Source organism: Pseudomonas rhizophila, from assembly GCF_003033885.1.
In the GTDB taxonomy this organism is placed as follows: Bacteria; Pseudomonadota; Gammaproteobacteria; order Pseudomonadales; family Pseudomonadaceae; genus Aquipseudomonas; species Aquipseudomonas rhizophila.
Genome location: NZ_CP024081.1, coordinates 2,117,621 through 2,140,597 on the forward strand (window position 1 = coordinate 2,117,621; position 22,977 = coordinate 2,140,597).

A 22,977-nucleotide genomic window follows, 5' to 3' on the forward strand; every position below is an offset into this window, starting at 1 on the left:
TGTCTTCATCGCGGGCAAGCCTTGCTCCCACAGATAAACGCTGTGTCGTGCACTGCTATTGAGGACGGTGCATCTTGAACAGCGCCTCGGGACCCAGCTGGAAATAATCCGCCGGCCCGCCGCCGCGCAAAATCGGCTCGGCAGCGGCGGTGTCGTATACCCCATCTTTCAACAACCATTTGGCGATATGCACGGCGACCACCTCGCCGAGAATCAGCCAACTGGGCACCAATGCCTTGTCCGCGCGCTGCAACTGGATGATCTGGGTGACCTTGCATTCGAAGGACACCGGGCTTTGCGCCACGCGTGGCACCTGGATCACCCGTGATGGCGCTGGCGTCAAACCGGCCAGTTCAAATTCATTGACCTTTGGCGCGACCATGGCGCAGCTCTGGTTCATCTGCTCGGCCAACGGGCGTGTCGCCAGGTTCCAGGCGAATTCGCCGGTCTGTTCGATGTTGTTCAGGCTGTCTTTGCGCCCGACGCTGCAGAAGCCGATGATCGGCGGAATGTAGTTGAAGGCGTTGAAAAAACTGTAGGGCGCCAGGTTCAGGTGCCCTTCGGCGTCCTGGGAGGAAATCCAGCCGATGGGGCGTGGGCCGACGATGGCATTGAACGGGTCGTGGGGCAGGCCGTGGCCCTGGGCGGGTTCGTAGTAGTGGATGTCGTCGGGCATGAGGCGAGGGTCCTGGGGATGGATTTTGAGGATGTTGTGGATAGTGCAGGGGGCGACTGTTTTTGTCAGCACCTGGCAAGCCTGCTCACTCATTTGCTCTTCAGGGTTCACGGAACTTTCGTCTGCCACACAATCCTGTGGGGAGCGAGCCTGCTCGCGATGACGGTGTAGCAGGGGACGTAGGGGTTGAATGTGCTGACCTCTTCGCCAGCAGGCTCGCTCCCACAATTTGTTCTTCAGTGAGACCACGTTTGTGTTGGGCTTGAGGCTGACCGTTTTCCTGTACCCCAAAAACAACTAAGCCCGGCCGAAGCCGGGCTGTGAGAGAGCCTCGTTGGGATTAGCTGAGAGAGGCGGTGTTGGTGCGGTCAAAGCCGTCTTCAGCGATAGCGTTCGAGCCAGTGCGGTCGAAGCCGTCTTCAGCGATAGCGTTCGAGCCAGTGCGGTCGAAGCCGTCTTCAGCGATAGCGTTCGAGCCAGTGCGGTCGAAGCCGTCTTCGGCGATAGCGTTGGAGCCGGTGCGGTCAAAGCCGTCTTCAGCGATAGCGTTCGAGCCGGTGCGGTCAAAGCCGTCTTCAGCGATAGCGTTCGAGCCAGTGCGGTCAAAGCCGTCTTCGGCGATAGCGTTGGAGCCGGTGCGGTCGAAGCCGTCGGCGGCAACGGTGGCAGCGCCGGTGCGGTCGTAACCGTCAGCGGCAATGGCCGACTGAGTGCGGTCGAAGCCATCGGCGGCGAAGGTGTTGGCGGCCAGTACGGACAAGGTCAGGGCGAGGATCAGTTTGGTTTTCATGGTCGTTCTCCGAAGTGGTTGGCGTTGATCGCCTTGGGTGTGGAATTCATATTACGCTTGTTAAATCGATTAAAAAGCGCAAAAAAATGCTCAAACAAATCGTATTTATCGATTGGTTGCTCGTTGTTACTGATCGGCGATAAATGTCATCACCGGCGTACCCGAACAGCGTTTTGGTGAGGATGAGGATGTAGGGCGGGCATTAACCAGAGATTAATGTCGGATAAATCTTCAGACACGAAGCACAAAAAAAGGGGCGAACCCGTACAGGTTCGCCCCTTTCGTTTTTGTGTGTGCGCAGGTCAGTCGGTCAAGATCCGCGAATGCTTGCGGGTGTCTTTCATGGTGATGTAGACCAGCAGCGACACGGCGATGCACGCCGTCACGTACCAGTAGTAGCCGGTTTCCATGCCGATGCTCTTGAACCACAGGGCGATGTATTCAGCGGTGCCGCCGAAGATCGATACGGTCAAGGCGTACGGCAAACCGACGCCCAGGGCGCGGATCTCGGTGGGGAACAGCTCGGCTTTGACCACGGCGTTGATCGAGGTATAGCCGCTGACGATGATCAGCGCGGCCATGATCAGGAAGAACGCGCCCCACCAGGTCTGGATGGTGTGCAGGGTGGTCAGGATCGGTACGGTGAACAGCGTCCCCAGGATGCCGAAGGCGATCAGGATCGGCCGCCGACCGACCTTGTCCGACAAACCGCCGATCAAAGGTTGCAGGCACATGAACAGGAACAGGGTGGCGGCGGAAATGGTGGTGGAGTCGGAAATGCTCATGCCGACCGTGTTCACTAGGTATTTCTGCATGTAGGTGGTGTAGGTGTAGAACGCCAGGGTGCCGCCCATGGTCAGGCCGACCACAGTCATCAACTCTTTTGGATGGCGCATCAAGGTGCGCATGGCGCTTTCCTTGGCTTTTTCCTTTTTGGTGAACGACTCGGTTTCTTCCATGCCGCGACGCAGGTACAACGCCACTATCGCGCACAACGCGCCGATGGCGAATGGAATGCGCCAGCCCCAGGCATACAGCTCTTCAGTGGTGAGAAAGCGTTGCAACACGATCAGCACGCCGAGGGCGATGAGCTGGCCGGAGATCAGGGTCACGTACTGGAAGCTGGAGAAGAAGCCGCGACGTTCCTTGGTGGCCATCTCGCTCAGATAGGTTGCCGAGGTGCCGTATTCACCGCCCACCGACAGGCCCTGAAGCAAGCGGGCCACTACCAGCAGGATGGGGGCACCGACGCCGATGGTTTCATAGCCGGGGCTCAGGGCGATGATCAGCGAGCCGAAGCACATCAGGTATACCGAGGCCATCAGCGCCGCCTTGCGCCCGGCGCGATCTGCGTACAGGCCCATCAGCCAGCCACCGATCGGGCGCATCAGGAAGCCCACGGCGAAGATCGCGGCGGTTTTCATCAGTTGCGCGGTGGAGGACCCGGCCGGGAAGAATACTTTGGCGAAGTACAGCGAGAAAGCGGCGTAGACGTACCAGTCATACCACTCGACCATGTTGCCGACCGAACCGCTGAAAATCGATTTGATCCGGCTGGCAGTGGTTCTTTCACGGGCGGGCGCGGCGGCCGACCCGAGGGGAAGGGCGTTGGAGTTATCCATTGAAGGATCCTTCGTTTAATTGTTTTTGTGGAGCGCGTGGGAACGCAGCCTGCCAGGGCTATAGCAGGAGCTGTGCCAGGTGGGAGAAGGCCGGTCTAGAGGGGTTTTGAGTGCTGGGTGAGCGGATTGGCGCTCATTTTGGTGGTGGAATGAGCGGGAATCCGCTCATTCTGGGGGGCATCATTCTTGGCTGCTGGCCTCATCGCGAGCAGGCTCGCTCCCACAGGGTTCTGTGTATGCAGGTCCAATGTGGGAGCGAGCTTGCTCGCGATGGCGCCAGTACCGACACCCGAAGGCTCAGGGCGACGAGGTTGAAGGCGTGAACTCCAGGTTCAGCTCTCCCCGATATTGCCCGGTATTCTTGTCGATCTGCCGAAACTGCGGCGTCTCCAGGGTGATCGGCCAGGGCGTGCACACGACCGGGAAGGGGACGTTGGGCAAGCGCACGGCGCGGATATCGGCATTGTTGATACCGGTAAAGGTCACCGGTTGACCTGAGACATGCTGTGTCTCGCCCAGGTTGGCGGTGCGGGTGCGAACTCGGTATTCGATACGGTTACGTTCGTCCGTCCCCCCGGAGGTGTGCTTCACGAAGAAGCGCCCGGCCATGCCGGGTACGGGGTTTTTGTCGGTGACGCGCATTTCGAAACGCTGGCTGTTGGAGTTGTAGCCGTCGTAGAGGCAGGCATCGACGACAGCCTGGCCGGAGACGATACCTCCGGGGCCATTGATCAACGGGCGGGTGCGCAGGTTCAGGTCCACCTGCGGGGTGCTGATGCCGTGGGCGGGCAGGTAGATCTGCACGTTATTGTGATCGGTCACGTCCAGCTTGAAATCGACGGTGTAGATATGGGCGTCTCCGATTGGCTGCGAGTAGAACCTCCTGAGCTTCATGACCAATTGCGCCGTCCAGATGCCACCGGCAGGCAATTTGGCGAGTTCTGACCGAGGAATCCAGAGGGTGGAGGCCGTACCCGTCGCATCCACTCCCTCGCAATTGCCATGTGATGTCGAGGTCAGCATCCAGGTGCTGGAACCCCACACCCCGCAGGGGCTGTGGATCGGGAGTCTGCGTGTAATGTTGCCTTTGACGGTCAGAACCACGGACAGTCGGCTGCGTTTCTCCGTGAAACGCAGCTTTATCTCGGTGGTGCCATATCTGCCTCCGGTGGTGGTCAGGCACTGGCCTGTTGCTGGATCGGTGTTGGACAGACAGACAAAATGCATTGTCTTATAGCCTGCGCCTGCCACGGGCTGTTCGTGCCAGCCATGGGTCATCCGCGTCCAGATGTAATGATCGGCGGGCGGAGTCGAGCGGTCGAATTGCAGCATCTCGGATTGATAGTGGTTGCTGGGATGGATGTCCCCGAGCGCCGGTAGCGCAGCGAACGCGCCAATCAGTGCGCCAAGGCGACGGGCCCAACGGTGAAAGATCAGATTCATGGCTGGTTTCTCTTGTCTGACGATAACGCGGCGCTGCGGCGCGCGGTCCAGCGTTCCAGTCGGTCGGGGTCGCGCAGGTCTCTGGGCAGAGCGTCCAGGGTGGTGCTCTGGCAGGTCAGCGTGCCGACCTGGCGCAAGCTGCTGCGAGCGGTGGCCGACTGCACGGCGCAGGCATGCACGCCGTTCAGGTCCAGGGCGAACAACGGTTGCGGGGGCTTGTTGAGATCGACGACGAAGCTGCCGTCCTCGGCGGTTTCCATCATCGCTGCGTTGAGGATGGCCGCCTGTGCCAGCGGTTGTCCCCGGGCGTCCACCAGGCGTCCGATGTAGGTGTAGCTGAGGCTGGACTCGATGCGCTGCACCGCCAGCTTGCCGGGTGGCAGGAACCAGTCGCGGCTGCCGTTGCCGACATTCACCGAGCTCAGGTTCTGGCGCGAGGCATCGGCATCGCTGATGCGAGTCTGGGAGACCTCGAAGCCATTGATCGGAATCAGCCGTTTCTCGCCGAAGCCGATGCTGGTCTGGGCGCCGTAGCCGCCACTGACCTTGGCCGCGGCGCCGGTGGCGTTTTCCATTGGCGCAGCGACGATGCCGACGGCGGCGCCAGGGCCTGTGCCGCCCTGGCCGGGGCCCCAGAAGAAACCTTCGCGCCCCAGTGCCAGGGAGGAAGAGTGGTTGCCGCTGAGCCCAGGGCGTGAATCATGCCGGTCACCGCCGCGCTGTGACATCGCCAGGCTCGTTTCGCCCCAGCTACGTTCGAGTCGCCCGGCCAGTTCGGCGTCCCAGCGGCCCAGGTCGTCGTAACCCAGCCCGGTATTCATCTCGTTGCGACCTTGCTCGCTGTCCCAGACACGGGTATGGGCCAGGCTGGTCCGGACGCTGTCGCTGGCGGCCTGCTCGCGGCGCGCGTCCAGGCCGACACTGGTCTGCCGGAAGCCACCGGATGTCGAGCGCTCGTTATGGGACAGACTGAGGCTCAGGTACAGGCCGTGGTCGGTCGGCCGATTGCCGCTCTGATTGCGAAACGCGCCCACGCGGTGGGTGAGGTGGAACTGGCCCAGGCGATGCCCGCGGGAGAACCCCACCTGCAGGGTGCGGGCCCAGGTGGCGGTGGTCAGTTCGTCGGTCAGGTCCGGCTCGCCGGGCAACGTGTTCCAGTAGTAGGACGGATTCACCTGGGCATAACGGTTGTAGCTATAGCCGGCGGTGAGGGCGCCGCCGGCCAACGGCAGCGATGCGCTGGCCGTCAGCGATTCGTTGCAGCCACTCTGCTGGTAGGTACGGCGGTTGTGCTCGCAGGACGGGCTGCGCAGCGAGTAGCGATAGAGATTCCAGGACAGGCCATGGTTGAACGTGAACTGCTGGCTGTTGCCGCTCGCCCCGTCGTTGCCCTCCAGGAGGGCGGCCGACAGCGACCAACTGCTGGCGCCCAGCGTGCCGGCCCAGTCCAGGCGGCTTTCGTTGTAGAACGCGGTGTCCAGCCAGGTGATCGCGCTGGTGAGCGCCAGGTTATCGAGCAGTGGTACCCGCAGGCCGGTCTGGGCCACGGCGGCGGGATCTTGTTCGTACAGGGAATGCTCGGCCGTGCGCCCACCCTGTAAAAACCATTGCACGGTGTCATCCCCCAGGCCGTTGCCGTCGGTGCGGCTGAAGGGCACGGTTTCGGTACGGGTTACCTGGCCGTTTTCGATCACCCGCAGGGTCACCGGATAACTGCCGTTGGGGAAGGTCCGGGTGTCGACGTTCTGCACACCGGCATCCAGATAAGAAGTGGAGAGCAGTTCTTCGCCGCGAAAGGCATCGACGCGGGCGCGTTGGGTCAGGATCAGGGAGATGGGCGTGCCCTGTCCGACGACGTCGCGATTGAGGTAGGCCAGGGTGGTGCCGACACGGGCACCGTCGATCCGGCCCAGGGGCAGCAGGCTGAAGTTGAAGTTGCCGCCTTCGGCGCTGGACAGGTTGCTCATGTCCATGCGTCCCGCCTGTGCGTAATGTTCGCGGTCGAAGTCTCGCCGGTAGTAGGCGTTGTTGAATTCCAGGTTGCTGTCACTGCCGCGCTTGTTCTGGTTGGCCTGATAGGTCCAGGTGAACCCCAGGTGACTGTTTTCTCCCAGGCCGAGTGCGCCGAGGCCGCTGGCACCCAGGGCGCGGTAACTGTCGGACTGGGCGATATTGATGTTTTGCCGGTGGACGAGGGCATTCTCTGCCTCGCTCGGTGTATGCAGCCGCAGGGCCGAGGCCTCGTTGGTCGGCAGCCAGTCCTTGCGCAGCAGGACCTGGAGACGGGCGCCGGCCTCGTCGAGAATCACGGCCACTGCCTCGGTTTCGAGATAGCCGCAACTTGCCTCGCTGGCCAGGCCGTAGGAGCAGGCCAGCTGGCTATTGCTGGGCAAGGGCTGTGACAGTAATGGCAGCAGTTCCTGAGGCGAGGCCAGTACGCCGGCTTCCACCAGCAGGGCCGCGATGCGCTCAGGCTGCTTGAATTCGATCCGGCCGGGCTGGACCAGCACCGGGTGCACGCCGAGATTGCGGTTGAACAGTTGTAGTTCGAGCTGTTCCACCTGCCCTTCGACCAAGGCTTCGAAGCCGGCCGGCACCTGAGTCAAGGCGTCGGTCGCGGCCCAGGCGCCTTCGGCCAGCGCCCATGAAAGGGAGATGGAGATAGCTGTGAAGTGGCGTTTCATACGTGGCCTTGATGCAGGAAAGGGGGTACGACGACGCCGTACCCCCTTGGGAGGAACGGTTGTGTTTACGGTTGCTGAGTCAGCACCAGGCTGACGATGCCTTCATAGCGGCCAGCGTTTGCGATAGCGCCAACGGTGGTTTGCTTGATCTCCAGCATCTGCTCGATCGAGCCGCTGGTCGGGTCGCCACCGGGGAACAGGTCGGCCGCCGACAAGGCGACGCCGGTGGTGCTCAACGTTCTGCCGCCAAAGGTGACGGACAGGGGAACCGCGGTGGAAGCCGGGTTGGTCATGTTGGCCAGGACGGGGCTGGTGATCAGCCTGATGGTCATGTCCTTATCGGTGTCATTGCTGAAGACCCGCGTGCCCAGACGCGTGGGTTGCAGACCCGCACCCGGCAGGTAGCTCATCTCCATGGAGGGCGGCAGGGCACTGCCATCGGATTGGAGCAACTCCAGTGTCGGATCGACATCGGCATAGACCAGGATGCTTTTCTCAACCGCCAGGGCGGGCATCGAGACCAGTGCGGCCAGTGCCAACGGGGCGAATTTGAGCAGTTTCATGGGGTGTTTCCTCTTTTCTATGGGTGAACAGGAGCCCAGCCATGTGCAGGCACATGGCTCAGATTGAAAAATGTGAGGGGGGAGTGGGTTACGGCAGCACGGCCAAAGTGCGTGGCCGTTTGTCGTCGCTGGTCACAAAGCGCATGAGCAGGTTGCCGCTTGTGCCGGATGCCTGGACAGGGAGCGTGCTGCCCGGATACAGGCTGCGATTGACATCGTTCCAGAGGCAGTCTTTTTCGCCCTTGACGTCGGTGCAGCGTCCGACCTGCAATACACCGATGCGCACGTTGCCGTCATTGCGTAGCGCTTCACCGCTTTGTTGCAAGCCGACGCTCATTTGACGGTCATCGGGCAGTAGGCGCACCAGCGCGCCCCAGATCAGGTTTACGCCGATTCTGGGTTGCGTGCCTTGCGGGTCGTCGTCTTCTGCCGCCAGATCCTGTGGAGCGGCCACTGGCTCGAAATAAACCCGGTAGACGGTTTCCTCGCTGGGCATCGCCTGCGCGATAATCCGTACCGTGCGGCTGGCGCCGGGAGCGAGTACCGTGCGTTGTGGCGACACGACGATACCCTTCGTATCGGCCGCAGACACTGGGCTTTCGTGTTCATCCGGCGTGCCCGGGCGCTGGATCTGGACCACACTGACCTTGATGTACTGCACCTTGTCCGACTTGGAATGCAACTGGATCTGTCCAATGCCATCCTGCTCGGCGCCGATCGTACTGGTCATCGGATAAACCACCAGATTGGCGGTCGCCGGCGACGATAAGCCGAACGCCAGCATCAAAAGCGCCAGCTTGCCCAAGGCAGCCCAACGGTGGGTAAACGTTTGATTCAAATCCATGTCAGACCTCAAGTAAAAAAGCTAAAAACTCAACGTTATTCAATGCGTCTGCTGAAGCGCTCTTGCCTTCGATGAAGGTCGGTGACGAGAGGGAAGAGTCTCACGACTAGAGGCGAGCTATATTTACGACACTTCCTTTTGTGCTACAGATGCTTCTCTGTTCCATGTAGGAAATTTCCAGAGTAGATTCCAGCCCTGACGCTCCGACACGCTTGCTCCCGTGATTTGAGGTGACTTCCCGGGTGTACAGCGTCGGTACGGGCCATGGTGGTGACTCCTGTGAGGCGAAGATGATTGCTGTTTGTCCGAATTATTTTGGTGGGATAGTTACACCATGTCAATAGATTTGGTGGGATATATCCACGTTCGTCTGCGCGAGGAGATTGACCGTTGTGGGTTGTCATTGGCCGCGGCATCCCGTGCCGCTGGTGAATCCAGTCCGCAGCGTTTGAAAGAAGTGGTATCGGGGCGGCAGAAATGTCCGGCCGATCTGGTGGCCAAGCTGGTGGTTATCGGCGTGGACGCGCAGTACGTCTTGGTCGGTGAGCGCGCCCAAATCGCCAAGCCGCCATTGACGCCTGATGAGGAAATGCTATTGGAGGCCTACCGGGCACTGGACGTGGGCGACCGGAAACGAATGCTCGCCGGCTTGATTTCGGGCTAGCGGGCAGCCTCATCGCGAGCAGGCTCGCTCCCACATTTCGACCTGTGTACACATCACTTCTGTGGGAGCGAGCCTGCTCGCGATGAGGCCAGTACAGCCGCCACAAAAAACGCCAACCCTACAAAAACATCTCCCGGCTCAACCCATGCCGCTGCATCTTTTCATTGAAGGTGCGACGCGGCAGCTGCAATTCCTCGAGCACGGCTTTCACATCGCCCTTGTGCCGCGTCAGGGCGGCGCGCAGGCATTGAGCTTCGAAGGCTTCCTGCCGGGCGGCGAGGGATTGGCCCGGCTCCGTGTCGAGGACGCGGGGTTGATCCAGTCCCAGCAGGTGACGCTCGGCGACGTTGGCCAGTTCACGCACATTGCCCGGCCAGTCGTGGCCGAGCAAATGGCTCAACTGCGCACCGCTCAAGGGCACGGCGGGGCGACCCAGGCGTTCGGCGGCGTTGTGGGTGAAATGATCGAACAACAAAGGAATGTCCTCGCGCCGTTCACGCAATGGCGGCAGGCGCAGCTCGGCGACGTTCAGGCGATAGGCCAGGTCTTCGCGAAAACGTCCGGCGCGGGCTTCGTCGAGCAGGTCGGGCTTGGTGGCGGCGATGATGCGCAGGTCCACATGGATGCTCTGGTTCGAGCCCAGGCGTTCGAGCTTCTGTTCCTGTAGCACCCGCAGCAACTTGACCTGTTGAGCCAGGGGCATGCTCTCGATTTCATCGAGAAACAGCGTGCCGCCGTCGGCGTATTCGAGCTTGCCGATGCGCTTGCCCTGGGCGCCAGTGAAGGCGCCGCTTTCATGGCCGAACAGTTCGGCCTCGAACAGCGGTTCGGGGATGGCCGCACAGTTCAAGGCCACGAAGGGTTTGTTTGCCCTAGGACCGAAGTCGTGCAGGCAACGGGCGACCAGTTCCTTGCCGCTGCCGGTTTCGCCGCGGATCAACACGTTGACCGGCAGTGTCGCCAGGTCCAGCACCTGGCGACGCAGGTTTTGCAGCGCCCGTGAAACCCCAAGCAGTGTCCCATCGAGCTTGTCCTTGACGTCGGCCTGCTCGTGCAGACGACGGTTCTCCAATACCAGCGTGCGCTTGTCCAACGCCCGGCGCAGGCTGCCGAGCAGGGTTTCGGGCGTGAAGGGTTTCTCCAGGAAATCGTAGGCGCCGTCGCGCATGGCTTCCACGGCCATCGGCACGTCGCCGTGGCCGGTCAACAGGATCACCGGCAGGTCCGGGTCGCGTCGGCGCACTTCGGCCAGCAGCTCCAGGCCGCTGAGCCCGGGCATGCGCACATCGCTGACAATCACCCCCGGGAAATGTCCTGGCAATTGCGCCAGGCATTCTTCGGCGCGACTGAACAACTGCACTTCAAAACCCGACAGGCTCAACCATTGCTCCACGGCGCTGCGAATGCTGGCCTCGTCGTCGACGACGATGACCTTTTTCAATGTGCAAGGGTTAAGCATGCAACTGCGCCTCCTGATCGATCGGCAAGGTCACGCAGAACTGTGCGCCGTTTTCATGGTTGTCCGCCGTCAGTCGTCCACCCGATTCATGAATGATTGCAAAGGAAACCGCCAGGCCCAAACCCAGGCCGTCGCCCACTGCCTTGGTGGTGAAGAACGGGTCGAATACCTGGCTCAGGTGTTCCTCGGCGATCCCGGTGCCGCTGTCACTGACCGTCAGGCGCCACAATTGCTCATCGGCTTCCAGGCGCACTTCCAGGCGTTTGAGCGGCTGGCCGGCCATGGCATCGAGCGCGTTGCGCAGCAGGTTGATCAAAACCTGTTCCAGACGGATTGCATCGCCACGCACCCACGCCGGGCGGGTCAGGTGCAGCACCGTACTGACCTGTTCGTCCCGCAGGCGTGTGTCCAGCAGTTGCAGTGCCTGATCCACCACCACCGCCAGGTCGAGGCGTTCGCGCAGGCCGCTGGGGCTTTTGCGGGCGAAGGTTTTCAGGTGGCCGGTGAGGGCGGCCATGCGGGTCAGCATGTCGTCCAGGGGTTTGATGGCTTTGTAGGCATCATCGACCCGGCCATGGTCCAGCAACAGGCGCAGGGTTGCCAGTTGCATGCGCTGGGCCGTCAACGGTTGGTTGATTTCATGGGCCAGGGCCGCCGACATCTGTCCCAGGGCTGCGAGTTTGGCCGATTGCACCAGGCCGTCCTGGGCGGTGCGCAAATCCCGGGTACGTTCTTCCACCAGCCGTTCGAGTTCTTCACGACTGCGCTGGCGCAGCTTTGCCAGGCGCCAGCGCTGGTTGAGAAACAGCAGCAGAAACACCAGGGCCAGCCATAATCCGGCGGCGGCGAGCCCTGCGTTGCGACGGTCTTCGAAGGCGATCTGCGGGCGGCGCAGCAAGTGCAGCGTCCAGCCTTCGGTGGTCAATGGCAGGGACTCCCACAGGTAATCCACTGCACCGTCGGGGGCCTTGACCCGGGCCAGATGACTGTTGTCGTCAAAGCGTCGCAGCGGCTCGACGGCCAAGGGTTGCAGCGGTTGCTTGTCGTATTGGCGAGTGGCCTTGAGCTCGGCGTGGTCGCTGTCGGTCAACGGCTGCAAGTGGCGATAACGCCAGCCCTCTCTGTTGGCGATGAAAATGATGCCTCGGGCATCGCTGACCAGCAGGGTGTCGCTGCCCTGCCGCCATTCGCGTTCCAGCTCGGGAAACTCCAGCTTCACGACCATCGCCCCCAGGAACTCACCGTTGTCGTCGGTCACTGCGCTGGACAGGAAGTAGCCCGGAATGCCACTGGTCACACCCACCGCATAAAACCGTCCGGTGCCCTGGGTGCGGGTCTGGAGGAAATACGGCCGAAAGCCATAATTGTGTCCGACATAACTGCTGGGCAGGCGCCAGTTGCTGGCCGCGACGGCCAGGCCGGTGTGGTCGAGCAATTCCAGTGTGGAAGACTTTGCGGCGCCGTTGATCTGTTCCAGTTTGCGATTCAGCGCGTCCTGTTGCGCGGTGCTGACCGGCCCCTTGAGGGCCGAGCGCAACTCGGGGTCCAGCGCCAGCACGGCGGGCAGGGCGCGGTAGCGCTCGATCAGGGTATGCAGGGAGTTGGCGTACAACGCCAGTTGCTGGTTCGCACGGCTGGCATCCTCTTCCAGTGCCTGGCGTTCGGCGTGCCGCACGGCCAGGGTTGCGGCAATGATGGCGCCGCTGAGGATCAGCAGGGTGTACAACGACAGACGCAAGGGACGAGGCATTGCCGGCATGTGACTGTTTCAAGGACTGGGCAGGGACAGGCACGATAGCATGCCGTCTGCCCGCGGTGATGCGCCTCGCTCCGGCGTTATCGGAGCATGCTTTGTGTCTTCCTCAAGCGGCCGATGGTTGCTTCCATCTCCCTTCTCAGGCTTTGAGGCGTGTCGCCACTGGACTGGCCGATTACTTTGCTGAGCGGTCGGTAGGTATTGACTGCGTCAAGTTCCGCCTCGGCAAACAGCGTCTCGATGTGGGCCATTTGTGCGTTCAATATTTCCACCATGCCGTTGATGTGCGCATCTGCCCGAGCGATTTTCTCCTCGGTCAGTTCATGGCTTGCGGCGCCAATTTCATGAATGATCTCAATGGTTCCCAAAACAATGCTGGTCACGGCTCCTATTTCGCTGGAGGCCACGGTTCCTGTCGCTTTCAGCGCGATCTTGGTGCCAGTGCTGGTCACTTCCTTTCCCGCTTTCAGGACGTTTTTCTGGGTGGGCGCGCTGACGGCGTGGGCCAGATCCCGGGCTTTTGCCTTGGCATAGTGAAAGAGGTCAAGATTCTTGTATTCGCCTTTCTTGACGATTTTTTCCGGGTCCAGTTTCCGGCTCTTGAAGTTGACCGCTGCGCTCAGGCTCAATCGTTCCAGCGCATAATCCAGGCCAACGCTCACCGCTTTGCTGGTGACGAACCCCAGCGCGGCGCCCATGACGATGCCGGGTGGTCCCGCCACGCTGCCCAGCGCCGCGGCGCCGAAGCCTACCGCGAGTCCCGTTCCGTAGCTGACAACCTGTGCACCGACGTGACTACCCACACGTACCGCAGAGGCCTGGGCGTGCGCTGTTGCCGAGCGATGGCTGGCCAGTTGAGTTTGCGCTTCGCTGGCTCTGCGTGAAGTCAGCTTCATGATGTCCGTGAACTTTTTGATCTCCCTGTCCAGCCGGTTATAGTTTTTCCAGCGTTGCCAATAGGCTGCGCTCTGCGCTTTTCTAGCGTCTCTCTGCGCCGGGGTCTCTAGTATCAACCCTTGGTAGTCGGTCAACGTCATCGGGTTATTGCCGACAAATCCATACAGATTCAACCCATCCACATCCCCCGCCGGGTCCGCACTGACCCAGCGCTGCAACCACGGGGCGTAGTAACGCGCGCCGTAGTAATACAGCCCGCTGCTGTCCATTTCCTTGCCTGAATAACGAAGGGTCTTGTAGTCGACTTCAATTCTGGAACGAGCGGCGTGCCAGGCGGTGCCGCCAAAGGGGTAGTAGTGCTCGAGGCTGATCAAGGCGCCGTGACGGTCCAGCTCCAAGGTGCTGGAACCCAAATGATCGTCGAGGGTGTAGCGCAATTGGTCGGCTTCGATGTCGCTTGGCTGGCCGGCTTCCCAATGCAGGCAACGAACACTGCCATGGGCCAATGCACAGGTGACCACGTGCAGTTGTTCGCCGTGGCTGCTGGTGCGGATTTCAAGGCCTGGCAAATATCGCGTTTCGTGGCGAGTGCTGGCGGTGGTGTGGGTCTTGCTGACCCGTTCGCCCTGGCTGTAGAGGCAGGTTTCGTCATCGTTCAGCAACCCGTTGTCGCGTTTGAGCAACGTGACTTTAGTGAGCTGGTCGCGGGCGTCCCACACCAGCGACTGCGCGCCGCGTTGCAGGTAAAGCTGGTTGCCATGGGCATCGAACAGCGCGTCGAAATCCGGCTCCGGATCGCCTTCGGTCCACTGCACGCCTCGGTTGCTGTGAGGGTCGATGCGCAGTGTCCGGGTGTGATTGTTGCCGTCGCGAACATGGCGCAGTCGGGTCAGGTTGTGGCTGGTGTCGTAGTCATACAGCTGGGTGTAGTTGAAACGGTGGCCGGGGTCGATGGGGACGATCGGCTCGGGCAAGCCGGGATGCAGCTGAGGTGTCTCGCCCTCGAAACCGCTGGCGCTGATCAAACGGTAGAGCGAGTCGTAGGTGAAGTCGCGATGACCGTCTACGCGCTGGTTGGCAAAGTACAGGGGGGCGACGGTATGGTCTTCGATACGCAGCACATTACCCATGGGGTCATGGAAGTACGTCAGGTTCTGGAGCAGGGCTTGTCCGGGTTTTCCGGTCTTGAGGGTGCTCAGTTGATCGTTGGCCGGGTCATAGGTCCAGCGGCTGGTCACGCCGTTGGCCGTATCCTGGCGCTCGATCTGGCCGGCGGCGTTGTAGCGGGCGTCCAGCAGAATCGGTTGTGGCGTGTCCTGGTCCCTGAGTTGCAGGTCCACCTGTTTGAGTTGCCCGCCGATATCCAGCCGCAAGTAATGTCGGTGGCCAGCGGCGTCGGTCCGGCTCACGGGCGTGCCGAGGGCGTCGAGGGTCTGCTCGCAGATGTGGGGGATGGCATCGGCAAAACGGCGGACCTGGCGTAGCGGTTCGCCCGTCAACCCGTAACTGTCCAGCTGCACGGTGCCGGAGGGATCGCTCTGCTCAATCAACTGCCCGCGCAGGTTGTAATCGGCATCGGCCGTGGCATCGGCGTAGGTGAAGGCGTCGACCTCGGCCCGGCCGTTTTCCTCCAGGGCTATCGGGCGCAACTGATGGTCATAAGTCACGCGCCAATGATGGGCGCGTTGATCCCAGCGCTGGCGGGATTCACCTGCCAGGCCCGGTAATATCAGGCGCCATCCGGCATCGACGCTGTCGGTATGCAGCGGCTGACCGGTGAGGCTATGCAGCGTTGTCAGGTTGGGTTTGGGCGCGTGACCGAAGAGGCGAGGGTCCCACTGCTCGACGAGATGGCCGATGCTCTTGTGGTGCTGGCGCGATATCAGCGCGACGGCGGGGGGCGAGGCCTGGTTGCGCAAGTAAGTGGTTTGCCGCACAGGCAAGCCACGGCCATCCACGGCAACGACGTCTGGAGTGCGCAAATGCACGGTACTCATGGGGCTCTGGCCTCCAGAGGGGTGTCAGTCTGAACCTTGATGCACGAGGAGCCGCGCTGCCTGGATCACGTGGTCATCCATTTCGGGCGGCCCTTGCCATGGCCGACAGGATGCGCATGCCAACTCGCCCACAAATTGTCCGTCGTGCCCATTTCCTTGTAAGCGGTGATTCCCTGCTGCGCGGCCTTGATGTTGGCCAGGGTGGCTTGGGTTCTTTTGCGCAAGACGGCGCGACTGATCGGTGCCAGGGCTTCCTTGGACGTCATGAAGTTAACGTTGGGCAGCAGGTCTGCGGGGGAGATGACATCGGAGCCTAACGCATCGAAAGCATTTTCGGCCCAGGCAGCGCGTTGCTCCACAGCCGTTTTCCAGTCGGAGAGCAGCGTTTCGATTTTGCCGATCTTGACGGGGTCGAGGCGGTTTTTGATGTCTTCGCCCTCGATGGCCCGGGCGAACATATTGAGTGTGCCGCCGATGATCGGGATCCACGAACCCATCACCCGGTTCATCACGAAGCTGGGGTTGAGGACTGAGTTGAGCGCCGGGTGGATCACCTCATCTTTCATCTGCCGCCAGTTCTTGATGTCTTTAACCGCACCCTCGATACCGAGTCTGCGATCGATCGCCTCAACGGATATTTTTGAGGTCTGCGGTATGAGCGCGCCCACCAACCCTGCGCTATGCACGAACGGATCGGCGATCTCGCCGGCCACATCGCCGCCGACGTTGCCACCGATCAGTCCACCCGTGGTGGTGTAGGGCGTTGTGAAAGGGGCATCAGGCAGCACCAGATCGACCACCTCGCCACCCAGCACGCCTGTCTCATAGCCGAAGACGCCTTTGACCAGCTCTCCCCCCAGATTCCCCATCAGGCTTCTGAACACGCCTTTTTGCTGGATGATGTTGTGAAGTTGCCCGAGCAGTCGGCTGGACTCTCCACTGAGTTCGGAGAGAAAGCCTGAATAAAGCACGATCACGCTCTCGGCTTTTGCCTGCCCGTCCGTATCCACATAACGTAGCGGATTGTTGCCCACGAACGCATACCTGTTCAGCCCGTCCACATCCCCTGCCGGGTCGGCACTGACCCAACGCTGCAGCCACGGCGCGTAGTAACGTGCGCCGTAGTAATACAGCCCGCTGATGTCCATTTCCTTGCCCGAATAGCGCACGGTCTTGTAACTGACCTCTACGCCGGGACGGGCTATCAGCCACGCCGTGGCGCCGAACGGGTAATAGCCTTCGTGACTGATCAGTTGCGCATGCTGATCGAGCTCCATCATGTTTGAGCCTGAGTGGTCCTCCAGGCTGTAGCGCAACTGATCGGTGTCGATATCTGCCGGCTTGCCCGTTACCCAATGCAAGCAGCGGACGTTGATCAAACCCGTGTCGAGGATGATGATGTGCAGTTCTTCGCCATTGTCCCGGGTGCGGATCTCCAGGCCCGGGAGATAGCGCACGTCCTGAAAATGGTCGCGCTTGGCGGTATGGGTTTCGTGACGTTTGTAGACCCGGGTCCCTTGGCTATAGCGGTAATGTTCTTGGTCATTGGCGGCGGTTTCGCGGTCGATCAGGGTGACCGCTGCCAGTTGGTCCCGAGCGTTCCATTGCAGGTTCTGCCCTGGCTGCAATGCCAGGAGATTGCCATGGCGATCGAACAGTGTGTCGAATGACGGGGCAGGATCTCCAGGCTGGTATCGCACCCCTCGATTGCTGCCCGGGTCGATGAACATCTGCCGGGTGTAGCCGGCACCCTCACGCACATGTGTGAGCTTGGTCAGATTGCCGCCCTCGTCATATTCATAGGTTTGCAGGTAGTTGAGCCGGTTGTTGGGGTCGGTTGGCTGGGGCAGGCCAGGTATATCCGAGGGCGGGCCATCGTCGTAACCGCTGGCACTGGTCAACCGATAGAGCGAGTCGTAGCTGAAGGCACGATGGCCGTCGACTCGTTGGTTGGCGAAATGGGTAGGCGTATAGGTATGGTCCAGAATGCGGGTGATGTTGCCCATCGGGTCGTGGACATACTCGAAGTCCACCAGTGCGGTGGCCGGGGCTTTTTGTGAACGTTGTCTGAGCAGGCGAGCGCTGGCCGGGTCATAGCTCCAGTGGCTGATGACGCTGTTGCCTGCGTGTTGTTCGATGATTTGCCCGGCGGCATTGTATTGGGCATCGTGCAACACCGTCTGCCAGTCGGTTTGCCCCTTGAGTCGCAACTGCACCTGCTTGAGCTGCCCGGCCAGATCGTAGCGCGACTGTTGCTGGTGTTCACCGGCATCGGTCTGCTCAAGGACAGCCCCCGAAGGCCCGAAGAGACGACGGCTGGTAAACACCTTGCTGTCGTGAAAAATACGCGTCTCACATAACGGCAGGCCGACCAGGCCATAGCTGTCCAGAAGCACAGTACCCGAGGGGTCGACCTGCTCGAGCAACCGACCGCGCAGGTTGTGATCGGCATCGGCCGTGGCGTCGGCGTAGATGAAGGTATCGACTGCGACCTGACTGTTTTCCTCCAGGGCCACCGGACGCAGTTGGGGGTCATAGGCAATACGCCAATGACTGCCGCGTTCATCCCAGCGTTGCAAGGTTTCACCCGCCAGGCCCGGTAATGCCAGGCGCCATCCGCCATCGACGCTGCGGGTACGCAGCGGCTGACCGGTGAGGTTGTAGTCGTTGCGCAGGTTGGCCGTGTCCGTACCGTAGAAACGTGGGTCCCATCGGGCGATAAGGCGCCCGGCGACGTCATACGCCTGGGCCGTGACCAGCGTTTGGGTGTCGTCGTTCGGCGATCGGCGCCAGTAGTCCACTCGCCTGACCGAGCCTGCTCGTGCGTCAAGTACCGACAGGACCGGTGTACCGCCATGAGTTAGCCTGCTCACTCGTCAGCTTCCCGGGTCCGTGTCGTTGTAGTCGTGGTCGCACAAGTACCAGGGATGATGCACATGCCAGGCTTCATAGCCCTTGGCATTGATGACCTTGACCAGGCGTCCTGGTGGATCGTAGAACTGCTGGTCGTGGTAGCCGTGCAGACGCAGCGAGGCGTCGTTGATGTAGCGCCAGGCGTCGGCGAAATACGGCCGATAGACCCGCGTGACCAGTCCCTTGTTGTTGTACTCGACCCGTTCGCTGACGCGCCAGCGCGGGTCGGCCAGGTGCTGCAACGGTTGCCCGTTCTGTAGCTCCAGCGAGCCGTCCTCGGCCACGGCATAGGCCTCCCCGGGTTCGACCCGCTGCTTGGTTTGCAAGGTGCGGCCGAATCCGTCGATGGCGCTGAGGGTGATGCGGACCTGTTGCAATGGATCGTCCGGGTAGCGATCGGCGCTCAGCACGACGCTGTGAACCGGCTCTCGGGCCGTGGCCTGGATCAGCGTCCACAACTGTTCTTCGGCGGCGCTGCGTTCGGCCAGCCGCGCCAGGTGAATGCGTGCCCTGGCGCGGACATGGCCGCTGGGCATCAAGTAGCGGGCGCTGATCCACTCGTTGCGCTGCGCAAGGGAGACTTGGGCGAGGTCAAGCGCGCCCATCCAGCTGAACTCGTCGGTGCGCACGGCACTGGCGATTCTGCCCAGGGTGGCTTCGGGGTGTTCGATGGCATAAGCCGGTGTCAGGTCGTCGGGCAGCTCGTAGGTGTCGATGGCATCGAAGCCTGCCGGCAGGCCATTTTCGCTGCCGAAAAACGTAATGCCCAAAGGCACGCCGTCGGGGCCATACAGCGCTTGCTGCACGTTGTCGTTGGCGTCGATGATGCTCTGCGGCAACAGCGAGTGATAGTCGTATTCGATCTGGGTCGTACAGCCGTCCGGCAGGGTAATGGCGGTGGTCATCAGGTGATAGGCATCGTACGTCAGGGTCGTAACACCATGACTCTGGGTTTCTTGCAGGGCGTGGATCTGGAAGAAGCCATCAAGCGAGTGGTAGGTGGCAAAACCGCTCTTTTTCGACCAGAGGTTTTCGGCGGTGTCTTCGTCCGGATCTTCAGGCAGAAACAGCTGCATGGGCTCAAAGCCGATTTCTTCCAGTTGCCCGCGGATGTCGAACGGCGGTGGCACGGCGTCGTAGGCGTCCAGTGCCTGCTTGTCGAACTCGGCCGTCTCCAGCGGGCCGAGCAACGCCTGGAAGGCAATATCGCCTTGGTCGTCACGCAGGTAGTTCTGTTCCTCAAGCGCAACCAATTGCCGTGCGGCTTGCCATTGCGGGGAGTCGTGATGTGCGAGGAAGGTTTCATAGCTGATCTGGCGAGGGTTGAGGCCTTGCGGCAGTTCGCCCTTGGGGCGTTGCAAAGCGTTGGCTCGACTGCGCCAGGGCAGGCCCAGGCGCTGACGCCACCCGGTTTCGTCGAACAGGTGCAGGTGCTCGGCCCGGCTCTCGGCAAGGTGGAACACCTGCTGCTGCTCATCATGGGCATCGAGCCACCAGGTGTTCTCGTCTTCATCGTCGAAGGGTGGCGGATCGAGCGGCGTAAGGCGTCGGGCGTAATGGACGATGAAGCCGTGAACAAGCTGGCCGTAGAGATTCCATTTCAGATTGATGCCGTGCTGGCTTTGCGGGTCATTGGTAAAACCGTCGTATTGATGGCTGAGCGCCTCCAGTTCCAGTACCAGCAGGCTTTTGTGATGGGGATGGTGCTGGCGCAGCAGATAGCGTTGTTGCGTCACGGTGTAGGGCCGGGCCGTATCGTCCGATTCGGCGGGATGGATTTCTGTGCGTAACACCTGGCCGCCCAAGGCATAAGCCATATCCCGGGCGGTCTCAGGGTCGGGCACGATAATCTCGTCGGCCTCGTCGCCTTCATGAAAACAGCTCAACAGCGCCGGGCCAAGCGGCACGGCGTCATCGTCGCCGTCGAAACAGTCCTTCAGAGGCTGGTTGACGGTTCGGCCGGTGTGGAACCAGGTCTTGACCAGTACTGGCGCGGTAAAGCCGCTTTGCACTTCACCGTCGGGCAACTCGCTGTCCACCTGGTACAACCGAGCGAAGCCCCGGAACTCACGGTGATAGCCGTCGTAGTCGCCCTCGAAATAGGTGAAGCGCTGGGTCAGGCAATTGCCGGTGATTTCATCCAGCTGTTGCTGACGTGCCAACAACGGCAGGGCCATGGGCAGATAACAGGCCAATTGCTCGCCCTGCGCCCGGCGCTGTTGTTTTTCATCCAGCCAGTATTGCGCACTGCTGCGATAGGTCAGGGTGGTGCTGCAGCCCATGTTGTTATGGGTGGCGTTGAGCAGATAGGGCCGCGCCGCGACGAAGTCATAACGCCAATGCCTGGGCTTCATATCGGGGGAGATGTGGGGCACGCTCAGAATCAGACTGGCGCAACCCAGCCCCTGCAGATCGGCCAGGCTGACCTGGCACAGATTGTCGTACCGCACGCCCGCCGGCCATGGCACCTTGACGGGAGTTTGCTCAAGGCCATTGCCGCCGTGGTTGAGGTAAATATCGAAACAGTCGCTGTTAAGGTAGATCAGCGCGGGCGCTCCGGCGCCGTCCAGGTCGGCGATCCGCACCCGGTCAGCGTCGAATTGGCCGTAGCTGAAGGGCAGGGCGCTCATGACAAAACCTTCGCCGAAACGCCCGTGACCCAGGTTCGGCCAGCACTTGATTTCATCGAAGCGAATCCGGCACAGCTCGGTGCTGTCGCTGCCCAGCAAATTGCCGAACAACACCAGCTCGCTGCGCGAGTCGCTGAACAATGGCAGGGGGCTGTCCGGTTCATGGGGCACATTCACCCCTGGGGCGAACCCCTGTTCGCGGAGATTGGGGTACAACCGAACGCTTTTGGGGCCGACCATGGCCAGTGAGCGTAAACCGTCGCCGGTCAAATCGCCCAGTTGCACGGCGGGGTGCAGGAACTCCGTCGGAAAACGATCAAACGGGGTGAAGGTCGACCAGCTACGGTCCGGGTTGAGGGTATGGAAGCCGCTCATGCCGGGTTGGGCAATGACCCAATTGAGGCGGCCGCTGCCGGTCAGGTCAGTCAGCACCTGCATCACGGCCGGGTTTTGGCTGGCGACCGGGATACTGTCCAGGCGAGACCACGGGCCATAACCGATGGCATCGTCATCGGGCCCGGCGCGCTCAGGCTCGCGGTAGTACCAGGCATCGGTGTAACGGCACAGAAACCCCGGCAGACCTTCGCCATACAGGTCCACGCATTGGTAATGCCGGTTGCCTTCGAGGGCGGGCATTGTCTCCAGGTCGAAGAATTTTTCGGGTGCCAGATTGAGGTCGAAATCGGTGTACTGCAATTCCACCGGAGGGCTGTAATCGACACCGCCTTCAGTGTCCCAATCCTGATAGTGGGCGGCCGTCAGCAGGTTGTAACCCAGCGCAGTGGCGGTGTATTCCAGCACCAGCCGCCGGACCAGGGCAGGTTCAGTATCGGCCACGGCGGGGAAGTGGTGGAACATCAACACCTGATGACACAAGCGCCGGGTGCCGACCTCAAAACCGTATCGATAGGTGTGAAACGGGTCGCTGCGTAGCAGCCAGGGCGCCTCTTCGGGGGCTTGCCAGGAAGGTTGTTGCGCAAGATCGAGGGTGCGTTGCCCGTAGTCGAACAGCAGGTGAAAGTGCCAGTTGTGCTGGGCCGGGTCGGGCTCTTCGAAGCAGTACAGGGTGTCACTGGCGCTGGCGTTGCCATAGCACACCCGCCGCAGGTAGCGCTGGGCGCGATAGTCGTGGGGGCCGTCCAGCGCGCCGGGGTCGGCCTGGTACTCATAATAGATGTGCTCGCCTGCCGGGCTGACTTCTTCGAGCAACAACCATTCGGCGATGCGTGGTGGTTTTGGGGGATCGGGCTCGGGTTCGGCTTCAGGTTCGGCAATGCGCGACGCTTCGGTTTTACCGTAGCAATACACATGGCCGTTGCTGCCCTGGACACGCCAGAAGGGTGCCTGGCCGTCGGTGGGTGTCCACAGCTCATAAATATCGAAGCTGCTTTCAGTCCTGGGGTAATAACGCACCACCGAGCACGTTGCACTGCCGGGGCCCGCCAGGGGGCGAATGAGCGGTTCGGCGTTGAATTCGGGCCAGCGGTCAACCCCATCGGCGTCGACCATGACATCCTCATCAGCGTAGTGCGGCACACCTCTGCTGGTTTTGCGCGTGATGCTGGCGATGGAAAGCTGCATGCCGATGCCGAAGATGCCGTTGCCGCCCTGGCTGCTGTAATTCAAGGTCAGCGCCGGCGTCAGGTGGCGGGCGGCGGACAGGGGTAACGGCAGTTCAAAAGAACTTGCCCCTCGCGTACCGACAGGGCCGAGGCTGTTACCGAGGGTGGCGATAGAAGCACTGCCGGCGATGGTCGGGGTCACGATCTGGAGGGGCGCTTGTTCTGCCATCGGGATCATCTCTGTTAGCCGACGCCAGGGCGAATACCCGGCATGACTTCAGGATGCCAAGAGATGGTCCTTGGGTAACCTGTCAGATCTGACAGGTAGGCGGGCATGCCGATGAACGGCTCTACTCACGCCCGGCGGGGAGCATTGTGTGGGAGGCTTGGCTGAACATAGGTCGGGGTCCACTGAAGATCCAGTGTGGGAGCAAAGCTTGCTCGCGATGACTGAGGCACATCCAACATGGATGCAAG

13 protein-coding genes are annotated in these 22,977 nt (G+C 61.4%); 1 reads left to right on the top strand and 12 read right to left on the bottom strand.

Annotated elements, in window-relative coordinates; all coding sequences use genetic code 11:
• Positions 1-55: 55 nt before the first annotated feature.
• From CRX69_RS09875 to CRX69_RS09910, 7 genes are all read right to left on the bottom strand, one after another.
• Positions 56-676, bottom strand: coding sequence for a flavin reductase family protein (locus tag CRX69_RS09875; RefSeq protein WP_107321946.1), 621 nt, complete (start codon positions 674-676; stop codon positions 56-58).
• 340 nt (positions 677-1,016) lie between these two features.
• A complete protein-coding gene (locus tag CRX69_RS09885) occupies positions 1,017-1,466 on the bottom strand; it encodes a heme utilization protein (RefSeq protein WP_107321947.1) in 450 nt (149 codons plus the stop codon).
• A gap of 302 nt (positions 1,467-1,768) precedes the next feature.
• The gene (locus tag CRX69_RS09890) at positions 1,769-3,088 is read right to left on the bottom strand and encodes an MFS transporter (protein WP_047227120.1); all 1,320 of its coding nucleotides are present in this window, start codon (positions 3,086-3,088) and stop codon (positions 1,769-1,771) included.
• 297 nt (positions 3,089-3,385) lie between these two features.
• The gene (locus CRX69_RS09895) at positions 3,386-4,531 is read right to left on the bottom strand and encodes a CfaE/CblD family pilus tip adhesin (RefSeq protein ID WP_107321948.1); all 1,146 of its coding nucleotides are present in this window, start codon (positions 4,529-4,531) and stop codon (positions 3,386-3,388) included.
• On the bottom strand, positions 4,528-7,215 hold the full coding sequence (locus tag CRX69_RS09900; protein WP_047227119.1) for a TcfC E-set like domain-containing protein: 2,688 nt from the start codon (positions 7,213-7,215) through the stop codon (positions 4,528-4,530). Before CRX69_RS09900 ends, CRX69_RS09895 begins: the two co-directional genes overlap by 4 nt.
• Before the next feature lie 65 nt (positions 7,216-7,280).
• On the bottom strand, positions 7,281-7,778 hold the full coding sequence (locus tag CRX69_RS09905) for a CS1 type fimbrial major subunit (protein WP_047227118.1): 498 nt from the start codon (positions 7,776-7,778) through the stop codon (positions 7,281-7,283).
• 88 nt (positions 7,779-7,866) lie between these two features.
• Entirely contained in the window at positions 7,867-8,622 is a 756-nt protein-coding gene (locus CRX69_RS09910) for a fimbrial protein TcfA (RefSeq protein WP_107321949.1), read from the bottom strand.
• Positions 8,623-8,923: 301 nt separating this feature from the next.
• On the opposite strand from CRX69_RS09910, the gene CRX69_RS09915 reads away from it, so the two are divergent.
• Positions 8,924-9,286, top strand: a complete 363-nt coding sequence (locus CRX69_RS09915; RefSeq protein WP_157952120.1) for a hypothetical protein — start codon at positions 8,924-8,926, stop codon at positions 9,284-9,286.
• A 118-nt stretch (positions 9,287-9,404) separates the two neighbouring features.
• On the opposite strand, the gene CRX69_RS09920 is transcribed toward CRX69_RS09915, so the two are convergent.
• The 5 genes from CRX69_RS09920 to CRX69_RS09940 all read right to left on the bottom strand — a co-directional run bounded on the left by CRX69_RS09920 (position 9,405) and on the right by CRX69_RS09940 (position 22,729).
• Positions 9,405-10,745 carry a sigma-54-dependent transcriptional regulator gene (locus CRX69_RS09920; RefSeq protein ID WP_107321951.1) on the bottom strand — a complete coding sequence of 447 codons (1,341 nt, stop codon included), beginning with the start codon at positions 10,743-10,745 and terminating at the stop codon, positions 9,405-9,407.
• Positions 10,738-12,504, bottom strand: coding sequence for a sensor histidine kinase (locus tag CRX69_RS09925; protein WP_107321952.1), 1,767 nt, complete (start codon positions 12,502-12,504; stop codon positions 10,738-10,740). Before CRX69_RS09925 ends, CRX69_RS09920 begins: the two co-directional genes overlap by 8 nt.
• A 77-nt stretch (positions 12,505-12,581) precedes the next feature.
• A complete protein-coding gene (locus tag CRX69_RS09930) occupies positions 12,582-15,395 on the bottom strand; it encodes an RHS repeat-associated core domain-containing protein (RefSeq protein WP_107321953.1) in 2,814 nt (937 codons plus the stop codon).
• 65 nt (positions 15,396-15,460) lie between these two features.
• Positions 15,461-18,268 (bottom strand): RHS repeat domain-containing protein, encoded by a 2,808-nt coding sequence (locus CRX69_RS09935; protein WP_107321954.1) that lies wholly within the window; start codon positions 18,266-18,268, stop codon positions 15,461-15,463.
• A 3-nt stretch (positions 18,269-18,271) separates the two neighbouring features.
• Positions 18,272-22,729 carry a SpvB/TcaC N-terminal domain-containing protein gene (locus tag CRX69_RS09940; protein WP_107321955.1) on the bottom strand — a complete coding sequence of 1,486 codons (4,458 nt, stop codon included), beginning with the start codon at positions 22,727-22,729 and terminating at the stop codon, positions 18,272-18,274.
• Between the last annotated feature and the right edge of the window lie 248 nt (positions 22,730-22,977).